This window comes from Neorhizobium sp. DAR64862/K0K3 (assembly GCF_050500185.1).
GTDB lineage: Bacteria > Pseudomonadota > Alphaproteobacteria > Rhizobiales > Rhizobiaceae > Neorhizobium > Neorhizobium soli.
The window spans coordinates 1,963,820-1,982,823 of the sequence record NZ_CP191449.1 but is presented as its reverse complement, the minus strand read 5'-3'; the positions used below and the strand labels follow the sequence as shown (position 1 = coordinate 1,982,823).

The 19,004-nt window shown below is 61.3% G+C and carries 20 protein-coding genes; 4 read left to right on the top strand and 16 right to left on the bottom strand.

Annotated features, from left to right (window positions below; all coding sequences use genetic code 11):
* Nucleotides 1-12 precede the first annotated feature (12 nt).
* The 3 genes from ACQY1L_RS09660 to ACQY1L_RS09650 all read right to left on the bottom strand — a co-directional run bounded on the left by ACQY1L_RS09660 (nt 13) and on the right by ACQY1L_RS09650 (nt 3,028).
* A complete protein-coding gene (locus ACQY1L_RS09660) occupies nt 13-714 on the bottom strand; it encodes a phosphatidylserine decarboxylase (protein WP_180215429.1) in 702 nt (233 codons plus the stop codon).
* A gap of 245 nt (nt 715-959) precedes the next feature.
* Nucleotides 960-1,100, bottom strand: coding sequence for a hypothetical protein (locus ACQY1L_RS09655; RefSeq protein WP_156461813.1), 141 nt, complete (start codon nt 1,098-1,100; stop codon nt 960-962).
* 26 nt (nt 1,101-1,126) lie between these two features.
* On the bottom strand, nt 1,127-3,028 hold the full coding sequence (locus tag ACQY1L_RS09650; RefSeq protein WP_092661830.1) for an ABCB family ABC transporter ATP-binding protein/permease: 1,902 nt from the start codon (nt 3,026-3,028) through the stop codon (nt 1,127-1,129).
* A gap of 200 nt (nt 3,029-3,228) precedes the next feature.
* Here ACQY1L_RS09650 and ACQY1L_RS09645 point away from each other — a divergent pair, with 200 nt between their 5' ends.
* Nucleotides 3,229-3,453: a hypothetical protein gene (locus tag ACQY1L_RS09645; protein WP_062453367.1), complete on the top strand. Its 225-nt coding sequence runs from the start codon at nt 3,229-3,231 to the stop codon at nt 3,451-3,453.
* 159 nt (nt 3,454-3,612) lie between these two features.
* On the opposite strand, the gene ACQY1L_RS09640 is transcribed toward ACQY1L_RS09645, so the two are convergent.
* A complete protein-coding gene (locus ACQY1L_RS09640) occupies nt 3,613-5,514 on the bottom strand; it encodes a LysM peptidoglycan-binding domain-containing protein (RefSeq protein WP_430240762.1) in 1,902 nt (633 codons plus the stop codon).
* A gap of 156 nt (nt 5,515-5,670) precedes the next feature.
* Between ACQY1L_RS09640 and ACQY1L_RS09635 the strand changes: the two genes are divergently transcribed.
* Complete coding sequence (locus ACQY1L_RS09635) at nt 5,671-6,291, top strand: TIGR00730 family Rossman fold protein (protein WP_430240761.1); 621 nt, start codon at nt 5,671-5,673, stop codon at nt 6,289-6,291.
* A gap of 41 nt (nt 6,292-6,332) precedes the next feature.
* Nucleotides 6,333-6,965 (top strand): LysE family translocator, encoded by a 633-nt coding sequence (locus tag ACQY1L_RS09630; protein ID WP_430240760.1) that lies wholly within the window; start codon nt 6,333-6,335, stop codon nt 6,963-6,965.
* Between the two features lie 7 nt (nt 6,966-6,972).
* Here the strand turns inward: ACQY1L_RS09630 and ACQY1L_RS09625 are convergent, their stop codons facing one another.
* The 7 genes from ACQY1L_RS09625 to cysS all read right to left on the bottom strand — a co-directional run bounded on the left by ACQY1L_RS09625 (nt 6,973) and on the right by cysS (nt 13,166).
* Nucleotides 6,973-7,302, bottom strand: coding sequence for a DHCW motif cupin fold protein (locus tag ACQY1L_RS09625; RefSeq protein WP_430240759.1), 330 nt, complete (start codon nt 7,300-7,302; stop codon nt 6,973-6,975).
* A gap of 23 nt (nt 7,303-7,325) precedes the next feature.
* Entirely contained in the window at nt 7,326-8,252 is a 927-nt protein-coding gene (rarD, locus tag ACQY1L_RS09620; RefSeq protein ID WP_113111110.1) for an EamA family transporter RarD, read from the bottom strand.
* Nucleotides 8,253-8,386: 134 nt separating this feature from the next.
* Nucleotides 8,387-9,502 carry a metallophosphoesterase gene (locus tag ACQY1L_RS09615; RefSeq protein WP_430240758.1) on the bottom strand — a complete coding sequence of 372 codons (1,116 nt, stop codon included), beginning with the start codon at nt 9,500-9,502 and terminating at the stop codon, nt 8,387-8,389.
* A gap of 158 nt (nt 9,503-9,660) precedes the next feature.
* On the bottom strand, nt 9,661-10,620 hold the full coding sequence (pip, locus tag ACQY1L_RS09610; protein WP_092661842.1) for a prolyl aminopeptidase: 960 nt from the start codon (nt 10,618-10,620) through the stop codon (nt 9,661-9,663).
* Nucleotides 10,617-11,120, bottom strand: a complete 504-nt coding sequence (locus tag ACQY1L_RS09605; protein ID WP_192086775.1) for a GFA family protein — start codon at nt 11,118-11,120, stop codon at nt 10,617-10,619. The genes pip and ACQY1L_RS09605 overlap by 4 nt, the downstream gene beginning before the upstream one ends.
* Nucleotides 11,117-11,629, bottom strand: a complete 513-nt coding sequence (locus ACQY1L_RS09600; protein ID WP_430240757.1) for a GFA family protein — start codon at nt 11,627-11,629, stop codon at nt 11,117-11,119. The genes ACQY1L_RS09605 and ACQY1L_RS09600 overlap by 4 nt, the downstream gene beginning before the upstream one ends.
* Nucleotides 11,630-11,768: 139 nt before the next feature.
* Nucleotides 11,769-13,166 carry a cysteine--tRNA ligase gene (gene cysS / locus ACQY1L_RS09595; protein ID WP_430240756.1) on the bottom strand — a complete coding sequence of 466 codons (1,398 nt, stop codon included), beginning with the start codon at nt 13,164-13,166 and terminating at the stop codon, nt 11,769-11,771.
* Between the two features lie 357 nt (nt 13,167-13,523).
* On the opposite strand from cysS, the gene ACQY1L_RS09590 reads away from it, so the two are divergent.
* Nucleotides 13,524-13,751, top strand: a complete 228-nt coding sequence (locus tag ACQY1L_RS09590; RefSeq protein ID WP_062453357.1) for a hypothetical protein — start codon at nt 13,524-13,526, stop codon at nt 13,749-13,751.
* A 21-nt stretch (nt 13,752-13,772) separates the two neighbouring features.
* On the opposite strand, the gene ACQY1L_RS09585 is transcribed toward ACQY1L_RS09590, so the two are convergent.
* The 5 genes from ACQY1L_RS09585 to radA all read right to left on the bottom strand — a co-directional run bounded on the left by ACQY1L_RS09585 (nt 13,773) and on the right by radA (nt 19,004).
* The gene (locus ACQY1L_RS09585; RefSeq protein ID WP_430240755.1) at nt 13,773-14,354 is read right to left on the bottom strand and encodes a DedA family protein; all 582 of its coding nucleotides are present in this window, start codon (nt 14,352-14,354) and stop codon (nt 13,773-13,775) included.
* A gap of 41 nt (nt 14,355-14,395) precedes the next feature.
* On the bottom strand, nt 14,396-15,136 hold the full coding sequence (locus ACQY1L_RS09580; protein WP_430240754.1) for an SDR family NAD(P)-dependent oxidoreductase: 741 nt from the start codon (nt 15,134-15,136) through the stop codon (nt 14,396-14,398).
* Between the two features lie 84 nt (nt 15,137-15,220).
* Nucleotides 15,221-16,723, bottom strand: a complete 1,503-nt coding sequence (purF, locus tag ACQY1L_RS09575) for an amidophosphoribosyltransferase (RefSeq protein ID WP_062579838.1) — start codon at nt 16,721-16,723, stop codon at nt 15,221-15,223.
* Between the two features lie 135 nt (nt 16,724-16,858).
* The gene (locus ACQY1L_RS09570; RefSeq protein WP_062579839.1) at nt 16,859-17,446 is read right to left on the bottom strand and encodes a CvpA family protein; all 588 of its coding nucleotides are present in this window, start codon (nt 17,444-17,446) and stop codon (nt 16,859-16,861) included.
* A gap of 154 nt (nt 17,447-17,600) precedes the next feature.
* The gene (gene radA, locus ACQY1L_RS09565; RefSeq protein WP_062453352.1) at nt 17,601-19,004 is read right to left on the bottom strand and encodes a DNA repair protein RadA; all 1,404 of its coding nucleotides are present in this window, start codon (nt 19,002-19,004) and stop codon (nt 17,601-17,603) included.

Below are 19,004 nucleotides of genomic sequence, written 5' to 3'. Positions count from 1 at the left end.
CCTTGCGTTTAGTTAGGCACGACGGCCGATGGTCGGTCCCTTGGCGGAGCCGAATTCGGCCAATACGGTTTCGCCGCCGACCGCTCTCTGGCCAACCACGACGCGCGCCTGGCCACCGGCCGGAACGAAGACGTCGAGGCGCGAACCGAAGCGGATCAGGCCGAAGCGCTCACCGGCGCTGACCGGCTCGTTGGGCTTGACCCAGCAGACGATGCGGCGTGCCACGAGACCGGCGATCTGTACAACGCCGACCCGGCCGTGCGGGGTGTCGATGACAAGCCCGTTGCGCTCGTTGTCGCTGGACGCCTTGTCGAGTTCCGCGTTGACGAACTGCCCTTCGCGATACTCGATGCGTGTCACCTGGCCCCGAACAGGGGCGCGGTTGATGTGGCAGTCGAACACGTTCATGAAGACCGAGATGCGCAGCATCGGCTCGATGCCGAGATCCAGTTCGGCCGGCGGCACGACCAGAGCAACATGGCTGACGCGGCCGTCGGCAGGGCTGATGACGAGATCGTCATCCTGCGGTACGACCCGTTCCGGATCGCGGAAGAAGTAGGCGCACCAGAGCGTCAGCACCAGGCCGATCCAGAACAGCGGCTCGGCGAAGTAGCCGAGGATCAGCGAGACGACGAAAAAGATGACGACGAAAACGTAGCCTTCCTTGTGGATCGGCACGAGCGTGTTGCGGATGGTGTCGAAAAGATTGATCAACCCTTGGTTCTCCTCAATGGTCTGTGCTGCCTGCCTATAGAAAAACCCTATTTGCGGCAATCCGGTTCCGTCGATGCGCCCATGACGTCATACAACTTCCCGGTATAATTGACGGAATACACCGTTTGAAGCGCCCAGCGACCTCTGCTTGAACGCGGTTTATCCCTGACGCGTCAGTTTCCCGAAGGCCCATCCTCGTCTTCTGACACTCGCAGACGCGGTGCATTGCCACAGAAATCTTCGCCTCAGCGAACCGCCTCAGGGTCCACCCAGCCCATCCAGGTCGAGAAGGCGAGCAGAGGCGAGCCGTAGAAGACCAGCACCAGCATATAGATGATGGCGATACCGCCGAGTACCAGCATCCGCCTGTTCGTATATCGTCTCATGCTGTTCTCCTGTTATTCTGCTGCCCTTACTCAGCAGCAGGTGCGCCGCGACGGACAATGCCGAGATCGTCGTTTTCGCGCACCTTCTTCAACTGCTCTTCCGCTTCCGTCGCCTCGCGCTGACGGTTCCACATCGAGGCGTAGAGGCCTTCCTGCTGCAGCAGCCCCGAATGGGTGCCGCGCTCGGCAATCTGGCCGTCGCGCAGAACGATGATCTCGTCGGCATTGATAACCGTCGAGAGGCGGTGGGCGATGACAAGCGTCGTCCGGTTCTTCGAAACGAGATCGAGTGCGGACTGGATCTCGTGCTCGGTCGTCGTATCGAGCGCCGAGGTCGCCTCGTCGAGAATAAGGATCGGCGGGCTCTTCAAAACCGTTCGGGCGATCGCCACTCGCTGCTTTTCGCCGCCCGAGAGTTTCAACCCGCGTTCGCCGACCTTTGTCTCGTAGCCATCCGGCAGAGCCTTGATGAACCGGTCGATCTGGGCAATCTCGGCCGCCGCCTGGACTTCGGTATCCGAGGCACCCGGCCGGCCGTAGCGGATGTTGTAGACGACCGTGTCGTTGAACAGCACCGTATCCTGCGGCACCATGCCGATGGCCGAGCGCAGCGACTTCTGCGTCACGTTGCGCACATCCTGGCCGTCGATGGTGATCGATCCGCCCTGGATATCGTAGAAGCGGTAGAGCAGGCGCGAAATGGTGGATTTACCAGCACCCGAAGGGCCGACGATCGCCACCGTCTTCCCGGCCGGCACGTCGAAGGAGATGCCTTTAAGGATCGGTCGTGCCGGATCATAGGAGAACTGCACGTCGCGAAAGGCGATGGCGCCTTTTTGAGGTCCCTGTCCGATGACAAGATCCTTCGCGTCCGGCCGGTCCACGACTTCTGCTTCGACTTCAAGAAGGTCGAACATCTGCTCGATATCGGTCAGCCCCTGGCGGATTTCGCGGTAGACGAAGCCGATGAAATTAAGCGGAACCGCGAGCTGCATCAGCAGCGCGTTGACGAACACGAAATCGCCAATCGTCTGGTCGCCGCGCTGCACGGCAAGCGCCGACATGATCATAATCACTGCCTGTCCCAGCCCGAAGATCACGCCCTGGCCGAAGTTCAGCCATCCGAGCGAGGTCCAGACGTCGGTCGCGGCCTTTTCATAGCGCTCCATGGAGGAATCGAAGCGCTTGGCTTCCATGTCCTCGTTGCCGAAATATTTCACCGTCTCGAAGTTGAGAAGCGAATCGATGGCTTTTGTGTTCGCCTCGGTATCGTTGTCGTTCATCGTCCGGCGGATGGAGATGCGCCAGTCGCTGGCCTTGATCGTGAACCAGATATAGGCGGCAACCGTAACAGCCGTGACGGCGAGGTAGGCGAACCCGTAGGCGGCCCAGAATATGATCGCCGTCAGCAGGAATTCGATCACCGTCGGCACCGAATTGAGGATGGTGAAACGAACGATCGTTTCGATGCCCTTCGTGCCGCGTTCGATGATGCGCGACAGGCCGCCGGTCTTGCGTTCCAGGTGAAAGCGCAGCGAAAGCTGATGCATGTGCACGAAGGTCTTGTAGGCAAGCTGGCGCACCGCGTGCTGGCCGACCGAGGCAAACAGCGCGTCACGCAGCTGGTTCAGACCCACCTGCAGAATGCGGGTAAAGTTGTAGGCGACGACCAGCACGACGGCGCCCAGCAGAAAGACCGGCAGGATGCCCGCCATGTCGAGCTTGCCGTTTAGCGCATCCGTCGCCCACTTGAAGAAATAGGGGACAGAGATCAGCACCAGCTTTGCCAGCAGCAGAAACACCGTCGCCCAGATGACGCGCGCTTTCAGATCCGCGCGTCCGACCGGCCACATATAGGGCCACAGGTTGACGAGTGTGCTGAAGGGATTGCCGCTATCCGCAGATACGGTCTTCTTTTTTGCTGCCATGGATTTTACCTGAATCTGAGGGCGAAGAAACGCCTTCCCGGCAAATAGGCTGCGCAGGGCCATGTTGCAAATGAAACTCGCATGAAACCTCATCTGGCCTCATCGGTCGAAAGTAGGTATGACTACGGAGTGTATAAGTCCGAATTGCGAGGCGGAGGAGGTCTGGCTATTCGAGGGAAGCTCGCATTGGGAGGAATATCATGCGCTTCAAGACGATTGCCGTTGCGACTGCCCTGAGCACTCTTCTGTGGGGAGCCTCGGCCGGCGCGGCTTTCACTGCCTATACGGTGGTCAAGCATGTACCGCATCTGAATATACTGGAAACGGTCACAGCACTTGTCGAGCGCAACAGTCTTTCACTGCACGTTGCCGCCCATTCACTGGCAGTCACGCCGTCGCAACTGATGATCGGCGATCGGTCGTAAGTCTGTTTTTCTGCAGAGTGTTGCACCGATAGCCGCCGCCGCGACGTGAAGCTCAACCTCCCGCATTCCCGTGATGAGCACAGGAATGTGGAGATTGGGGAACCCGAAGCATTGGCCCTGCGGTTTTAAGTCGTTTTCAGGAGAATTGGGGCTGCGTCATCATTTCCGATGCTGGATCCGTTCGCGGTGCAGCTCTTCCGAATCCGGCCGGAACTCCTCCGGCACGCCGAAGATCTGGCCGGGCTGGATGATGTCGGGGTTGCGGATCTGATCCTCGTTGGCGAGGTAGATCGTCGTGTAGCGCACGCCCTGGCCATACATCCGGCGCGAAATCTGCCACAGCGTATCGCCACGTCGGATGATCACCGAGTTGCGTTCGCTTTGCGTCAGTGGCGCCTGCTGGAACGTCTTTGTGCCGTCGACGCCTGTGGCGGGAGCAGCCGGCGTGCCGGCCATTTCCTGTTCGTTGCCACCATCCATCTGCCGTGCCATGGCGGGCCCGACGGCGCGGGCGATCATGGCACCGAGGTCCTTGAGGGCTGCGCCAACGGCGGCAACGTCGTTTGGAACCTTGTCGAGTGCGGCAAGTGCTGACGCTGCATCCTTGGCGGCATTGTCGGCAACGGAGCGGGCGGAAACGGAAGCGTCGGCCGGCAGGCGGTATTCGGTCAAAGACTTGAGCGTAATCGATGTGGACGAACGTGCCGCCGCCATCTGTTCGCCGCTCGGCACCTTGCCGTCGGCGTAGAGGTTCTGCAGCAGGTTGAAGGCGCGTACCACTTCGTTGCGAAGCTTCTCGAAGGCGCCGCCATCGATCGTCGACATCGGGCTTGAAACTGCGGGGGCTGCGACTGCCGCCACCTGTTCGCCGGCCGGACGGTTGAACGGAACCTCGACCATGACGGTGCGCTGGCCGGCACCGTTCAGTGCCTCGACGCTGATCCGGTGATCGCCGACCGAAAGCTGCGTGTTGCCCTCGATGACGAAATGGCCGTTGCCGCCTGCGCGCGACTGGCCGACGGGCTCGCCGTCGACAAGACCGCGCACCATGACACCCGAGCGGGCGATGCCGGCGATAAAGATTTTCGAGCCTTCAAGCTCGACGGCGGTGATCTGCAGATCCGGTGTTCCAGCCGGAGCAGGCGTCGCGTCGGGAGCCGCGGTCGAGGACGGAGCAGAGACGTTTGGCGCGCTGGATGCGATCTGCGACGATGCCTGCGGCGAGGCCGGAGTGACGGCTGGCGTCTGAGACTGACCCGCAGCCGTCTGGCCTGCAGTGGACGGCGCAGCGCCAGGGGCAGGGGGTGTCGGTGATGTTGCGGCATTCGGTGCGGCAGGCGCAGACGCGTTCGGCGTCGCGATGACCCGGCTCGCTTTGCCCGGCGTCGTCACCATGGCAAGCAGCTTGCCGGTCTTCGGATCGCTCGGTACGGAGACCGTCGCGGTCTCGTCCGAGACGACCGTCTTGCCGTCCTTGCCGGTGGCCTTGAGAACCAGCTGGTGATCGCCAGGCGGCAAAGGCTTGTCGAGAACGGCTGCAAAATCGCCGCTCGGGCCGACGTCGATCTTTGCGACGACCGAGTTGCCACTGGAGATTTCGAGTGTCGAATTGGGCAGCGCGCGGCCGGCAATCACGGCCGAACCGTCGGGCTCGACGCGCAGCACGTCAAAGGCGGGCTTGGCTGGCGTCTGGGCAGCGTTCGGCTGGGCGGTGACCGGGCTTGTCGCGCTCGGTGCAGCTGTTGCTGCGGGTGCGGCCGGAGCGGAGGGCGCTGCCGGAGCGGAAGGGGTTGCCGGGGGAGATATGGGAGCGGCCGGCGTCGTCGCGGGCACGGATGCCTGCTCCTGCGGTTTCGGCGCGTCCGGAGAATTCGGTGCGTCTGTCGGCTTCACCGCCTGCTTCGTGCTCTCGACCGCGTCCTTGACCGCATCGCCGGCAGCGTTGATCGCATCGCCGAGCGGTTTGGCATCATGATTGATCCGCGGCAGCACGAAAAAGACCATCAGCAGCGATGCGATGGCGAGTACGACCAGAGCGAGCCAACCGGCGCGGTTTTTCATGAGCAAAGCCTTTTCCCGATGGACCCTCCATCGTCTTTCCGGATTATCCGTTTCCTCTAGTCATAACAAGCTTTTCCAGTGTTTCAGCCTTGCTCTGCGCAGTATTTCCAGCCAAATCTCATGGTTGGTGCGTCGCGTGCCAACTCTTTGAAGTGCTTGACGGAGAAAACTGTGCCAATACGATCCATCTGCGTTTACTGCGGCTCCCAGCCGGGACGCGATCCCGCCTATATCCAGGCCGGCCGTGCGCTCGGAAAGTCCATTGCAGCCCACGGTTTGCGGCTGGTCTATGGCGGCGGCACCAAGGGCATCATGGGTGCGGTTGCCGCAGGCGTTCTGGCGCATGGCGGCAAGGTCACGGGCATCATTCCGGACTTTCTTGTCGATATGGAGGCAACCCGCCATTCGCTCGGCCAGCTCGACGAACTGATCGTGACCAAGGACATGCATGAGCGCAAGCACAAGATGTTCGAACGCTCCGATGCCTTCGTCACACTTCCGGGCGGCATCGGCACTCTGGAAGAGATCGTCGAGATCATGACCTGGGGCCAGCTCGGCCGTCATGAGAAGCCGATGGTGTTTGCCAATATCGGCGGTTTCTGGGATCCGATGCTGTCGCTCGTCACCCATATGCGCGAGGAAGGCTTCATCCACCGGGGGCATCTGGTACAGCCGATGGTGATCCCTGACGTGGATGACATCGTGCCGGCCATTCTCGACCGCGACGAACAGCAGGCCGCGTCAAAGGGCGAAGCCGCCGTCATCTCGAAACTCTAGGGTTTCAGGCTCCCGCCTAGGGCAGGGGACAGGAGCACCGCATGCCAGACTGGAATATCCTGTTCGCCTTCCTTGTGACGACGTCCATCTTCGCCTTCATTCCGGGACCCGCGATGCTTTACGTAGCGGCCCGCACGATGGTTGCCGGACGCAAGGCGGGCATGATGGCGGTGCTCGGCGTCCATCTCGGATCCTACGCGCATATCGTTGCGGCAGCTGCAGGGCTCTCGGTTCTCTTTCACGCCGTCCCAGTAGTTTATGCGCTGGTGAAGCTTGCAGGCGCGATCTACCTGATCTGGCTTGGCATTTCCCTGTTTCGCACGAAGGCTGCGGGTTCAGGCGATCTGCAGGCGGAGACACCGAGATCTGCCCGAAAGGCATTTGCCGAAAGCATCGTCGTCGAGGTTCTCAACCCGAAGACGGCGATCTTCTTCCTGGCCTTCCTGCCGCAGTTCATCGACAGCGCGGCCAGCCTTCCGGTCTGGGTTCAATTCGTGGTTCTGGGACTGGCCGTCAGCATCATCTTCACGATTGCCGATATCTTCGCCGTCGCCCTTGCCGGCCTGGTGATGGCACGGCTCAACCGATCGAGCACGGCGCAAAAGCTTGCCCAGCGGGCAGGCGGCACCATCCTGGTCGGTCTCGGCGCGCATCTCGCGCTGCAGAGAAGCTAGAGACGCGTCAGTCGACGATGAAGAGCTTGGCGCCCAGTGTCGTCGAGGACCGGTGCGGTTCGGCGCTGTCGGCCACCTGATAGCTCATGCCGGCCTTCAGCACAAAGACGCGTCCGTCGGCAAGTTCGGTCGTCATCTCGCCTTCGAGGCACAGCAGGATATGGCCCTTCTCGCACCAGTGGTCGGCGAGATAGCCCGGCGAATGCTCCACCATCCGCACCCGGATTGGTCCGAAATGGCGGGTGCGCCAGGTCGAGTGTCCGGTGTCACCCTTGTGGACGGTCGGCTCGATCTGCGACCAGTCGGTCGTGCCGAAGGGGATATCTGACATCTGCATGAACGAAATCTCCTGATGGGCGGTCAGCGGCTGCGAAGGTCCCGCAGCATCGCCAGCGTATAGACGGCAAGTGCCGACCAGATGAACACGAAGGCGGTGAGCTTGATGCCGCTTAACGGCTCCTTGAAGATAAACACAGCGGTCAAAAAGATCATTGTCGGTGCGATATACTGCATGATGCCGATGGTCGACAGCTTCAGCAGCTTGGTGGCATTGGCATAGATCATCAGCGGCACGGCTGTCGCTATACCGGCAAAGGCAAGCAGGGCCGCATCGTAGCCGACACCGTTCAGGAAATGGCCCTGGCCCGTCGCTTCCAGCCAGATGAGGTAGGGCAGCATCGGAATGCTGATCAGCAGCACTTCGAGGAAAAACCCCTGGTTCGGACCGATCGGCAGCGTCTTGCGGAAGAGGGCATAAAAACCCCAGGTAAATGTCAGCGCCAGCGACACCCACGGCAGTCCGCCCGAACCCCAGGTGAGGATTGCGACACCGACCACGGCAAGCCCGATCGCCGCCTTCTGCATCGGCAAAAGCTTTTCCTTCAGCACCAGCGCTGCCATGAGGATACTGAACAGCGGATTGATGAAATAGCCGAGCGCGGCATCGATCGCATGACCGTTCGAGACCGCCCAGACATAGATGCCCCAGTTGGCGGTGATGAAGGCGGCGGTGACGCAGGCCATGCCGAGCATGCGCGGCGTCCGGATCGCGGTCTTCACATCCCCGGTGCGTCCGAGAATGATCAGCACGAGGCCGGCGATCGGCACCGACCAGATGGCGCGGTGCGCCAGCACTTCCAGCGCCGGAAGATGCGCGACCGCTTTCAGGTAGAAGGGAAGGACGCCCCACAGGAGATAGGCGGTGATGCCGAAGGCAAAGCCGCGCGGCGTGTCCTCGTTCTTCGCTCCCGCGGGTTGTGCGGCGAGGGGAACGGTATCGGTGGCCATCAGGGCGTTTCCGGCAATTTGTTATCGTTGGCTGGCGGGATACACCAAGGCAGAGCCCCCGGCCAATTCATTTCTGTGAAGCATGGATCAGTGGCGCGACCGCTCCAGCCCATACTCACACTGGATAACGCGGCTCACTTCGGCCGCAGCGTGATCACGGTGAGTTCCGAGGGCACGCCCAGCCGGAGCGCAAAACCGATCCACAGGGCCGTACCGTTATTGACATAGAGCGACATCTGATCGACGTCGTAGAGACCGGACACGAAGCCGTTGTTGAAGCGGGCGATAAGGCGATCGAACCCCCAGATCATGCCGCCATGGGTATGGCCGGACAGCTGCAGATCGGCCCCGGCATCCGCCGAAAGCTTCGCATCGCGTGGCTGGTGGTTGAGGAGGATGACCGGAACATCAGCTGGCGCACCTGATAGCGCCTTGCCGACGTCAGGGCCTTCCAGGCCGAACCGGGTGGCGTTGAGATCGTTGACGCCGGCCAGCACCATCTGCGCACCGCCGCGCGACAGCACCACGTGGCCGTTGGAAATGGTGCGAAGGCCAAGCGTCTCGTATTGCCGCATCCAGTCGTCATGGCCGAAGTAATATTCGTGATTGCCCGGAATGGTGAAGACGCCGTCCGGAGCGCGCAGTTTGGCAAGCGGGGCAACATCCAGATTGCGCGCCTGCAGATCGCCATCGATCAGGTCGCCGGTGATGACGATGAGGTCGGCATTCTGGGCATTGGCCTTGGCTACCGTCTCTTCGACCCAGGGCGCCTGAAACAGGCGGCTGATGTGAAGATCCGTCAGCTGGATCAACCGGTAGCCATCAAACTGCGCTGGCAGGTCGGGGATCCGGATCTCGACTTCCTTGACCGGCGGCACCCGGATTGCCTGATTGACGGCAAAAGCCGCAAGCGACATGGCGAGTGCACCGATCCCGTAGCGCAGCCCGACCGGTATCCGGATCCGGCGACGGCGAAGTGCTGCCGTGGCGAGGGAGACCAGATCGAGCACAAGCTGAAATATGCCAAGCAACAGGATCGTGCCCGCCATCCAGTTGACGATGATCATCGTCATCCGCGGCACTTCAGGCGAAAACATCGTGCCAAACACAATCCGGCTGATCAGGCTGTGCTGGAACACCACCATCAGCACGACCGCGATCGTTCCCTTCGCCCAGCGGGGCCAAGGCAGCGGCAGAAGGAAGCGGAGGACGACGTAGAGGCACAGAAGGGCTTTGGCGAGATGAAACACGTCGATGGGGCTCGGCTTCAGGAGGATGCGATAAGGCAGGGAGCCCTAACTGTGCCGGCCGGCGGTTAATCTCAACCGGCATAACGGGATGTTGATCGGGAGGGGTGAGGCATTGGCGGGAGCCGAATGCGGGGCGAGACGCCCCGCAAGCTTCGCATTTATGCCTTCCCCGCAAACCGATCCGTCGCCCGGATCAGTTGATCCGTAATCCCCGGTTCCGATACGGCATGTCCAGCGCCTTCGATGATGTGGAAATCTGCGTCGGTCCAGACTTTCGACAACTGGTAGGCGTATTTGAGCGGGCAGGGCATGTCGTAACGGCCATGCACGATGATGCCCGGAATGCCCTTGAGTTTTGTCGCATCACGCAGCAGCTGGCCTTCCTCAAGCCAGCCGGCATTCATGAAGAAGTGGTTTTCAATGCGGGCAAATGCGATGGCGTAATGCTCCTCGCCGAATCCGGCGGTCAGTGCCGCATCGGGAAGAAGGGTGATCGTCGATCCCTCCCAGATGCTCCAGGCCTTGGCTGCCTCAAGCTGCGCCGCCGTGTCGGTGCCGGTCAGGCGGCGGTGATAGGCGGCCATCATCTCGTGGCGCTCGTCCTCGGGGATCGGCGCGAGAAACGCCTCGTATTTTTCGGGAAACATTTCCGAGACGCCGAACTGGTAGTACCAGTCGAGCTCGGCTTTGGTGAGCGTGTAGATGCCGCGCAGCAGCAGCTCGCTCACCCGCTCGGGATGGGTTTCAGCATAGGCGAGGCCGAGCGTCGAACCCCAGGATCCACCAAACACCTGCCACTTGTCGACGCCGACCATCTCGCGCAGCCGCTCGATATCGGCGACCAGATGCCAGGTCGTATTGGCCTCAAGGCTTGCATGCGGCGTCGACTTGCCGCAGCCGCGCTGGTCGAACAGAAGGATGTCGTAGAGTTCAGGATCAAACAGTCGCGACTGGATCGGCGTGATGCCACCGCCCGGGCCGCCATGCAGGAAGACGATGGGTTTTGCCCCCTTCGTGCCATGCCGTTCGAAATAGATCGAGTGACCGTCGCCGACATCGAGCGTACCGGTCTCAAAGGCAGTCGTTGCCGGGTAGAGCGTGCGCAGCACTTCCGTCATAGATGCAGCCCTTTCGCCGGCCAGTTTTCCGTATCGTGATCGGGGTGCTGGAAGGAGATGATCTGCTCCTGCTTCGAATAGTAGTCTGTATCGCCATGAACGGGAGCGTCGAAGATCGTCTCCACCCAGGGCAGCCGGAAAGCGTGGTTGACCTGCACCTGCGGCATCAGGTCGTCGCGCTCGTCGAAGGCACCGATCGCGATATCGAGGCTGGTCGGCGTACGATAGGTCAGCGGCGTGCCGCATTCCGCGCAAAAGCCGCGGTCGATATTGATCGACGACTGGAAATACTTCGGCTCGCCGCGGGTCCACTCGACCCCGGTCTCCGCACCTTCCTGCGGTGCTGCCACAAGCGGCCCGAAGAAACCGCCGAACGCCTTCTGGCACATCCGGCAATGGCAGATGGAGGCACGACCGAGCTGTCCGTTGATCCTGAAACGCACGGCGCCGCACTGGCACCCGCCGGTTCTCGGCTGACCGGCTTTTTCCGTTTCACTCATGCGTCGTCCTCCTTCGTCATTCCGCGATCGGCGGGAACTGGTTGCCACGTCTGTGTATCGTGATCCGGGTGCTGGTTGGAAACGATATCGGAAAGGAACGGCGCCTCGTCGATATCATCCATTGTATCGTGCCCCGGCAGGGTGTGCAGATGATCCACGAAGGGTATCTTGCCTTCGGTGCCGTACTGGACCGACGGCGGTAGCGCCGACGGATCGTCGAAAGCACCGGCCGAAACCGCGATACCGTCCGCCGCCTCATAGGTCAGCGGCGTGCCGCAATTGTCGCAGAAGCCGCGCCGCACATGGTTCGAAGAGTGAAAATATTTCGGCTGTCCGCGCGTCCACGAAAAGCCGGTGCCGCGGGTGGAGACGAGGGGCGCATAATAGGCACCGAACGCCTTCTGACACATGCGGCAATGGCAGATCGAGACATGGTCGGGCTTGCCGTCGAGGCGAAAGCGCAGGGCGCCGCACTGACAGCCGCCGGTGTAAATGTCATGGCTCGTCATGTATTGCCCCGTAGCGAGGTCTGACGGCCGCGACTGCCCACAGGGTTTGGTTGGCGCTCTGCACTCATGTCATCCTCCCCTCATCCTTTGGGTGGTCCCGTGCCAAAAGCATAGGACCACCCCGCCCATGCGGCAAGCGTTAGCGCTTTACCTCCCAGGTGGTCACCCGTTCGCCGGTCTCGGCGTTCTTGCCATCCTTGAGCTGGATGCCCTTGGCTGACAATTCGTCACGGATGCGGTCGGCTTCGGCAAAGTTCTTCGCTTTGAGCATTTCGAGACGCAGCGCGACGAGCGCATCCACCGCTTCGGCAAGCGCCCCGTCCACTTCCGTCTTTTCCGGCGCGACGCCGAGAAGGGCGGCACTGGCGGCAAACATCGTCAGCAGCGTGCTGTCGGCGTTGGCTTCCTGCGCCAGTGCGTGGATGCGCTGGATCGCGGCAACCGTGTTGAGGTCGTCGGCGAGCGCGTCGAGGACGATCGGGCAGGGCTGCGTGCTCGAAGGAATGTCGGCGAGGTCGACGGCCGGCCATTTGGCAAGAAGCCGCTCGGCCTCCTCGATGCGCTTGATCGAAAAATCGATCGGCTCGCGGTAATGCGTCATCAGCATGGCGAGGCGCAGCACCTGGCCCGGCCACTTGCGGCCGCCGAATGTGTCGGTATCCAGCAACTGGTTGATGGTAATGAAATTGCCGTCGGACTTCGACATCTTGCGGCCTTCGACCTGCACGAAGCCGTTATGCATCCAGACATTTGCCATCACGTCGGTGCCGTGGGCGCAGCGCGACTGGGCAATCTCGTTTTCATGGTGCGGAAAGATCAGGTCCAGCCCGCCGCCATGAATGTCGAAGACTTCGCCGAGATAGCGGCCGCTCATTGCTGAGCATTCGATATGCCAGCCGGGACGACCGAGGCCCCAAGGGCTGTCCCAGCCGGGTTCGTTGTGGGAGGAAAGCTTCCACAGCACGAAATCGCCCGGGTTCTTCTTGTGCGCATCAACAGCGACGCGCGCACCGGCCTGCTGCTCGTCCAGCGGACGCTTGGAAAGCTGGCCGTAATCGGCCATCGACTTGGTGTCGAACAGCACTTCGCCCTCGGCGACATAGGCATTTCCGTTGCCGACCAGCTTTTCGATGATGGCGATCATCTGCGCGATATTGTCCGTGGCGCGCGGCTCGATGCTGGGCTCAAGGCAGCCAAGGGCCGCGACGTCGTCGTGAAACTGCTTCGCCGTCTTTTCGGTCACCGCATGGATCGCATCGTTGAGCGCAAGATGCGGAAAATCGCGCAGCGCCCGGGCGTTGATCTTGTCATCCACGTCGGTAATGTTGCGCGCATAGGTCACGTGGGCGTCGCCATACACGTGCCGCAGCAGCCGGAACAGCACATCGAACACGATCACCGGCCGGGCGTTACCGATATGGGCGAAATCGTAGACCGTCGGGCCGCAGACATACATGCGGACGTTGTCGGCATCGATGGGCTCGAACGCCGTCTTCGCGCGGATCAAGGTATTGTATAGCTTGAGCGTGACGCTCATCGAAAAATCTCCCAACATCCTGACGTCGCATGCATCTATGGCGAGCGGACCAGAGCGTTTGTCTTCAAAGCTTTTCGAGAGACGAAAACGGCCAGGCCAGCGCTTTACGCTGAGCGAATAATGATCCCGCAGATGGAAATCGCCGTGTTCATCCGTCGTTTATGGCGCGAGGCCACTGTTTGGTCAAGAGATTTGCTGATGCGTTCCCGGTCCGAAATCCCATCGAAAAAGCTGTTGAAAAGCGGTTTTCACCGCCGGCGTTTAGTTACCGGTTAATCTTAACCAAAACCTGTGTTTTGCGTTTTGTCCATTCTGCCTAATATTAGAAATCACTGATGAAGAGTGGGAGGCAGGGTCATGGACGTAAGAACGACCTTCGTGGGAAAGCCGCTTGATCCGGGTGAGCTGGAACGGCTGGCGCGAATATACAACGTCGCGCGCTGGATGACCGGTCGCTCCAGGCACGATCCGTCTGCCGCAAGGCTGGCGGCCATGGCAATTCGCTTCTACCAGCTCGGCGTGCGCGACGACGATGTTCTTCTCGAAAAGGTGCTGAGCACCCATTCGGCTCTCACGAGCAACTGAGATGTCCGAACGGCGTGCGACCTAATTTCGGGTTCCCGCCCACATGCGTGACAACGTCTTGCGCGCCAGGAATGCGGTGACGGCAACCGCAACAAGGATTACGCCGAGGGCTGCGAGCATGTGAACATGCAGTCTCAAATGTCCAAACAGCGCCTCGACCGCGTTGCCGAACAGGTACCCGATCGCCGTTATCCCGACGCCCCAGACGAATGCGGCGATGAGATTGAGAACGAAGAAGCGAAGAGGCGAGATGCCGGAAAGTCCGATCATCAAGGGACTGACGGTGCGGATGCCGTAGATGAAACGGAACGAGAGGATGAAGCCCGTCGGATGCGCCGCAAGCAGGGTGCGGACGCGTTCTGCAGCCTTTACCCTCATCATCCGCTGGACGATTGCCACGCGGTTGGCGTGGCGGCCCGCAAAAAACAGCGCCTGGTCAGCGATCAGCGATCCCAAGAAGGCACCCGCCGCGGCCTGCCAGTAGGGCATGAGGCCGCGGTGGGAAATCACGCCGCCGAGAAACGCTGCCGTCTCGCCCTCGACAGCCGCTCCCAGAAACACGGCCACCGGTCCATACTCACCGATCAACTGTTCCAGGCTCATGACTAGATTCCCCCAAACGTCCGGGCTGTCGGTCTATCCGGTTATTCCGGCATTCTGAAATCGACGAACCGGTTTTCGCGCACCACGAACATGCGGCCACTGTCGGTAAGCTCTGGCGAGGCGAGGAAGAGAATCTTCTGCGCCACCTCTGAAGGATGCGGCAGTGTCTCCGGATCTTCGCCAGGCACGGCCTGCGCCCGCATCGCGGTCCTTGTGGCGCCCGGGTTGACCATGTTGACCTTGAGCGTCGTATGCGTGTTTTCCGCAGCCCAGATGCGACCCATGGTTTCGACAGCGGATTTCGAGATCGCGTAGGCACCCCAGAAAGCCGGTGCCTTTGCGGCAGCGCCTGACGAGAAGAGCAGGGCGCGACCCGCATCGGATCGCACCAGCAGCGGCTCCACCGAGCGGATCAGCCGCCACATCGAGGTGACGTTGGTCAGCATCACCTTCTCGAACACTTTCGCCTCGATATGCCCGAGCGGCGAAATCGTACCAAGAATGCCGGCATTGGCGACGAGGATGTCGAGCTTGCCCCACCGTTCGAAGATCGAGGCACCCAGCCGGTCGATCGCCTCCATGTCGGTGAGATCGAACGGCACGAGCGTTGCCGAGCTGCCTGCAGCCTTTATCGCGTCGTCCAGCTCTTCCAGCCCGCCGACGGTGCGAGCGGTGGCAATCACATGCGCGCCGGCCTTTGCCAGCTCCAGTGCCGTGAAGTAACCGATGCCGCGCGAGGCGCCGGTCACCAGCGCAATCCTACCCTTCAAGTCGATCGTCATTTTTCTATCCCTGCCAGTCGCGACCAAAAAAGAAGGCCGCGTTCCCGCAGCCTTCTAAAACGTTCATGATCGATTGAAAACCATTCAGCCGTTGCTGGCCAGAAGCGACACCTTGCGGCCGACCGCTTCGCCGTCCTTGTCGAGTAGACGCGTCGGGTAGTCGCCGGTGAAATAATGGTCGGTAAACTGCGGCCGTGCATCGTTGCGGTCTTCGCCGCCGACAGCGCGGTAAAGCCCGTTGATCGACAGGAATTCGAGCGAGTCCGCGCCGATATATTTGCACATCGCTTCGAGGCTGTCGTACTGGTTGGCCAGCAGCTTTTCACGGTCCGGCGTGTCGATGCCGTAGAAATCGGGATAGTAGATCATCGGGCTTGCGACGCGCAGGTGAACTTCCTTGGCGCCGGCATCGCGGATCATCTGGACGATCTTCAGAGACGTGGTGCCGCGCACGACCGAATCGTCGACCAGCACGACGCGCTTGCCCTCGATCATCGCCCGGTTGGCCGAATGCTTCAGCTTCACACCGAAAGCGCGGATCTGCTGAGTGGGCTCAATGAAGGTGCGACCGACATAATGGTTGCGGATGATGCCGTATTCGAACGGAATGCCGCTCTCCTGGGCGTACCCAAGAGCTGCCGGCGTGCCGCCATCGGGAACAGGCACGACGACATCAGCTTCGACAGGCGCTTCCTTGGCGAGGTTGATGCCCATGTTCTTGCGCGCCACATAGACCGAGCGACCGCCGACAACGGAATCGGGACGAGCGAAATAGACGTATTCGAACAGGCAGAGCCGCTCCGGCTGGCCATTGCCGGCCTTGCGGGCATCGATCGAGATCGAGCCGTCTGACTGGATCTCGCAGATGATCACTTCGCCGTTTTCGACGTCGCGGATGAACTTGGCACCGATAATGTCGAGCGCGCAGGTTTCAGAGGCAAACACAGGCTTGCCGTCGAGTTCGCCCATAACGAGGGGACGGATACCGGTCGGATCACGCGCCGCGATCAGCTTGGTGCGGGTGATGGCAAGCATCGAATAACCGCCTTCCATCTGCCTGATGGCATCGATGAAGCGGTCTGCGGTGGAGGAGTAGCGCGAGCGCGCGATGAGGTGAAGGACGACTTCCGTATCGGATGTCGACTGACAGATGGCGCCGCCGGCGATCAATTGCCGGCGCAGCGTGAGACCGTTGGTGAAATTGCCATTGTGGGCAATCGCGATACCGCCGACTTCCAGTTCCGCAAACAGCGGCTGGACGTTGCGAAGAGCGACTTCGCCGGTTGTTGAATAGCGGTTGTGGCCGATCGAGATATTGCCGGGAAGCTTCGCGAGCGTGACCGGGTCCGTATAGTGATCGCCAACCAGGCCCATCCGGCGCTCCGAATGGAAGCGCAAACCGTCGAACGAGACGATACCGGCGGCTTCCTGACCGCGATGCTGCAGGGCGTGCAGGCCAAGCGCCGTCAGCGTTGCCGCATCCGGGTGGCCGAGGACGCCAAAGACGCCGCATTCTTCATGAAGGGTGTCTTCGTCCCATACGTTGGAGCGGTTGACATCGAATGTTTGCGATCCCGGCTGCTGCATCTGGCCGTACCCTTTCAGGAAAAATGGAAAGGCTGGCCGGGGGAGATTTCCCCCGGAGACCAGCCCGTCTATCATCAGATTTCGAATGTTACCACAAATGGTGATGGTGTGCGCTGCATCAAGCGCAACACAGCGTCAATTATTTGTAACCGGTGCGTCTTCGGCCGGCGTCTGGTCGGTACCAACAGCGCCATCCACAGGTGCTTCTTCCTTGCCGAGGATACGGGCGCGGATCTGCGGCTCGATATCGGCTGGCAGCACGGCTTCGAGGCGTCCGACCAGCGTATCGAGGAATGGCTTCGACTTGGCGTTGGTGACCCAGGTCGGCTGGGCACTTTCAGCGACCAGCCAGTTCCAGAAGGCAACGGCCACGACGAGAAGCAGGATGCCGCGGGCAGCTCCGAACAGGAAGCCGAGCGTGCGGTCGAGCGCACCGATGCGGCTGTCGATGATGAAGTCGGCAATGCGCGATGTGATGAAGGAGATGATGATCAGCGCCACAAGGAAGATGACGCCGGCCGAACCGGCAATGGCGATGCGGTGATCGGACGTGTATTTTTCCGCATATGGCACGAGCAGCGGGTAGAGATAGTAGGCGGCGGCAATGGCGCCGGCCCAGCTCGCGATCGACAGAACTTCGCGGGAGAAACCGCGAACCATGGCAAGCACGGCCGAAAACAGGGTGACGCCGATGACAATACCGTCGAAGATGGTGATGGGCATGTAAACTCTACTCCAGAACCTGCCGTTGCATGCCTGCCGTCTTGGTGAAGCCAATGTGGGCCAGCCGTTTTCGTGCCTGAATCCGACCGGAGTTTCCAGCCTGATCCAGAGCGTCGAGCGCGTGTCTTACATCAGCCGTGGCGTTAACGGAAGATCAATCATCTTCCTCCTGCTTCCCCAGTTTTTTGACCGAACCGGCGATGCGCGAGACGAGATCCGGCAGGTCCTCGATCATCGTCCAGCGGGCGCTGGAACCCTTCGGCAACTCGGCGGATGTGGCCGGCAGCATGGCACCGGAAAAGCCGAGCTTTTCAGCTTCCTTCAGGCGCTGCGCCGTCTGCGAAACGGGCCGCACCGCACCGGAGAGACTGATCTCGCCGAAGAACACATGATCGGCCGGAAGAGCGATGCCGGCAAGTGAAGAAACGAGCGCGGAGGCAATCGCCATATCGGCGGCCGGCTCCGAAATGCGGTAGCCGCCGGCAACGTTCAAATAGACGTCGTGCTGTCCGAGCCGCACGCCGCAATGGGCTTCGAGAACAGCAAGGATCATCGCGAGACGCGAAGAATCCCAGCCGACCACCGCGCGGCGCGGCGTGCCGAGCGAGGTGGCAGCCACCAGCGCCTGAACCTCGACCAGAACCGGCCGTGTGCCTTCCATACCGGCAAAGACCGCGGCCCCCGGAGATTTGGCATTGCGTTCGCCGAGAAACAGTTCCGACGGGTTGGTGACCTCGCGCAGACCCTTGTCGGACATTTCGAACACGCCGATCTCGTCGGTCGGGCCAAAGCGGTTTTTCACCGTGCGCAGGATGCGGTAATGATGGCCCCGGTCACCCTCGAAATAAAGCACGGCATCGACCATGTGCTCGACCACCCGCGGACCGGCAATCTGGCCTTCCTTGGTGACGTGGCCGACCAGAACCATGGCGGCACCCGTCTGCTTGGCAAAGCGGATCATCGCCTGCACGCCGGTGCGCACCTGGGTGACGGTTCCTGGCGCCGAATCGGCCGTATCGCTCCACAGCGTCTGGATCGAATCGATGATCACGAGATCCGGCCGCTTGCCTTCCGACACCGTGGCGAGAATGTCCTCGACATTGGTTTCGGCCGCCAGAAGCACTTCCGTATCGGCAGCACCCAGCCGCTGGGCCCGAAGGCGAACCTGAGCGACGGCTTCTTCGCCGGATACATAGATGATGCGATGACCGCGACGCGAAAGGGCGGCTGCCGCCTGCATCAGAAGCGTCGACTTGCCGATGCCCGGATCGCCGCCGATCAGCACCGCCGACCCGCGCACAAAGCCGCCGCCGGTGGCACGGTCGAGTTCGGAAATGCCGGTATGGATGCGCGGTGCTTCCTCGGTTTCACCGGAAAGAGCCGTCAGCGTCACGGCGCGGCCCTTTTTCGGCACCTTGCCAGGCCCGGAGCCGATGCCGCCCATCGGATCTTCCTCGACGATCGTATTCCACTCGCCGCAGCCTTCGCACTTGCCCGCCCAGCGGCTATGCACCGTGCCGCAGTTCTGGCACACGAATTGAGTTTTAGGTTTTGCCAT